Here is a 2,669-nt window from a genome sequence, read left to right on the forward strand (position 1 = left end):
GCACCATTGCCCTGGCGGGGATGATCATGCGCAATTCGGTGATCCTGGTGGACCAGATCGAGCAGGACATCGCGGCGGGGCTGGAGCGCTGGCAGGCGATCATCGAAGCCACGGTGCGGCGGTTCCGCCCAATCGTGCTGACTGCACTGGCGGCGGTGCTGGCGATGATTCCGTTGTCGCGTAGCGTGTTCTACGGGCCGATGGCGGTGGCGATCATGGGTGGTTTGATCGTGGCCACGGTGCTGACCTTGCTGTTCCTGCCGGCGTTGTATGCGGCGTGGTTCAGGGTAAAGAAGGGCTGAGGACCGCAGGGGAGGGCTTTGCCCTCCAATCGCCGGCAAGCCAGCTCCCACAGGTACTGCACATGGCTCGAGGTAACTGTCTTGGATATCTCTTCAAGCCAGCACTGGCCCTTGTAGGAGCGGCCTTGTGTCGCGATGGGCCGCGCAGCGGCCCCGGCAATCTTTGCTGCGAAGCTGAAAACCTGGGGCCGCTACGCGCCCCATCGCGACACAAGGCCGCTCCTACAGGTATTTGCACATGGCTTGAGGCCGGTGTGGTCGAGGTGGGAGCAACTGGCTTGTCGTAGCGACGAACCGCGTCGATGGGCTGCAAAGCAGCCCCAGGGCCCCATCAGAGGGCGCCGAAGACCTTCTTGGCCAGGCTGGTAGCCGCTTCAGCCGGGTTCTGGCGGATGCTCTGCTCCTGCTTGGCAATCATCTCGAACAGGCCATCCAGCGCCTTTTCAGTCACGTAGTTCTCGATGCTGGCGCTCTTGGCGTCGACCACACCCAACGCCACGGCCTGGCCGGCAAAGTTGTTGTACTGCTGGGCCAAGCCAACCTTGTCGGTAGCCTGCTTGACGATCGGCAGGAACTTGGCGCGGATCTGCTCGCGGCTGCTCTTGTTCAGGTACTGGGTGGCCGAGTCGTCACCGCCGCCGAGAATGCCCTTGGCATCGGTCACGCTCATGTTCTTCACGGCATCCACCAGGATCGCCTGAGCCTGCGGTACGGCAGCCTCGGCGGCCTTGTTCATGCTGGTTTCCAGGGCTTCGACCTGTTCACCCTTGCCGAACATCTTCATCGCCTTGGCGGCCTTGCCCAGGTTGCCTGGCAGTTCGATACGCACGTCCGGGTTGTTGCTGAAGCCGCCTGGGGTGCTCAGCTGCTTGACGGCCAGTTGTGCGCCTTGGGTCAGGGCATCCTTCAGGCCGCCGGTGGCGTCTTTCTGGGTCAGGTCGCCCAGCGACAGGGCCAGGGCAGTGGCCGACAGCAGCAGGCCGGCGCACAGGGTGGTGAAACGCAGGGAAGTGCGGATCATGAAGCTTTCCTTGTAAGCAGATGAATACGGGTATCAGCGGACTGGATCGACCTTGATCCGCACGGGCTGTGGGTCACTGCCATCGAGCATGACGCCGTGGTGTTCGGTGTTGATGAACAGCAGCTTGCCGTCCAGCTCGATGCGCGCGCTTACCGCATAGCGGTGGCCGGGCTTGACCTGGGCCGGGTCGTAGGTGAGGTGGAACGGCAGCGGTACATTGCCTTTGACCGGGCCAGCCTGGCGGGCCAGGGTAACCGCCGGGGCGTCCATCAGCGAGACGTCCTGCAATTCCACGCTGAGGGTGGCGGCCGGTGGCAGGGCGCTGCGCTGCAGGTAGAAGACTTCGCCATCCAGGCTGGCCTGGTTGGACGGGGTATGGCTGGAACAGGCTGCGAGCAGGGATGCGCAACACAGCATAAAGAGCTTTTTCATGGTATCTCCGAAGTCCTTGGCGTTGGCTTGTGGCCAACCCCAGGGACTTTAGCGGATTTCTTCTGGCGGGTCCTTGATGTAGATGCGATTGAGGGAATAGAGCGGACGAAGAGGAACGCAGATATTCAGTTGCGGCGCGGCTACCACAAAGTGATTGCATCCATTAGTCGCTGGTGCGGACGGGGTCACAGGGAAAGCTGGCCTGGGCCGCTAGCAATCTGGTCGACCGTCACACGTTGGGTACCGGACACTGTGCCTGGCTCGATCGAGTGACGGCTGGTGTTGATGTAGTACAGGCGATCATCTTTTTCGATGCGCACGGCGAGGGCATAGCTACGGCGTGGATCGATCAGGCTGCTGTCAAAAGTCAACGGCAGATTGATCGGCATCAGGCCGCCACAGCGCAGGCGCAGCTCGGCAAGGCTGATGGCCGGTGCATCTGCTATAGAGACATCGATCAGGCTCAACTTGACCAGCCCGGACGGCGGAAGGGTGTTATCGCCAGAAGAAACGATTTCAACGTTGAATGATTTGATTAGCGTCATTTCAGAGCTCCTTGAGAGGGGTGTGCAAATGCAGCACATCGATACTCCCCCCTCTCAAGCGGCGCGAGCAGACTGAAAGCCTACCCTTGCACCAAGTCCGCCGGCTCGTCACGGTGCAAGGCCACCTGGCGGATCGACAGGCGCAGCTCGGCCGACAACACGCGCTTGGCCACGCCTTCTGCCAACTCGCCGAGCTTGTCGTGATAACCCAGCTTGCCTTGCGCGTCAGCGTGCAGCACACCTTGCTCGAGCAAGGTCTGGATGAAATGGCGGAACAGCGTCTTGTCGAAGAACTCCGGGGCGTTCAGGCCGTGCAGGATCGACAGGCGCTGGGCCATCATCACGCACAGGTCTTCCAGTTCTTCGGCG

Annotated in this window: 4 protein-coding genes and 1 pseudogene; 1 reads left to right on the plus strand and 4 read right to left on the minus strand. The window is 61.7% G+C overall.

The window, feature by feature from the left end; genetic code table 11:
- Nucleotides 1-302, plus strand: a 302-nt coding sequence (locus JV551A3_RS07365) for an efflux RND transporter permease subunit (protein WP_133978474.1), incomplete at its 5' end; no start/stop codon positions are given.
- A gap of 331 nt (nt 303-633) precedes the next feature.
- On the opposite strand, the gene JV551A3_RS07370 is transcribed toward JV551A3_RS07365, so the two are convergent.
- The 4 genes and pseudogenes from JV551A3_RS07370 to JV551A3_RS07385 all read right to left on the minus strand — a co-directional run.
- A complete protein-coding gene (locus tag JV551A3_RS07370) occupies nt 634-1,323 on the minus strand; it encodes a DUF4197 domain-containing protein (RefSeq protein WP_133978476.1) in 690 nt (229 codons plus the stop codon).
- A 33-nt stretch (nt 1,324-1,356) separates the two neighbouring features.
- A complete protein-coding gene (locus JV551A3_RS07375) occupies nt 1,357-1,755 on the minus strand; it encodes a YbaY family lipoprotein (RefSeq protein ID WP_046616128.1) in 399 nt (132 codons plus the stop codon).
- A 185-nt stretch (nt 1,756-1,940) separates the two neighbouring features.
- Complete coding sequence (locus JV551A3_RS07380) at nt 1,941-2,300, minus strand: YbaY family lipoprotein (RefSeq protein ID WP_133978478.1); 360 nt, start codon at nt 2,298-2,300, stop codon at nt 1,941-1,943.
- Nucleotides 2,301-2,380: 80 nt separating this feature from the next.
- A pseudogene (locus JV551A3_RS07385) lies at nt 2,381-2,669 on the minus strand (glycerol-3-phosphate 1-O-acyltransferase PlsB); the annotation flags it as partial.

The organism is Pseudomonas inefficax (assembly GCF_900277125.1).
GTDB classification, from domain to species: domain Bacteria; phylum Pseudomonadota; class Gammaproteobacteria; order Pseudomonadales; family Pseudomonadaceae; genus Aquipseudomonas; species Aquipseudomonas inefficax.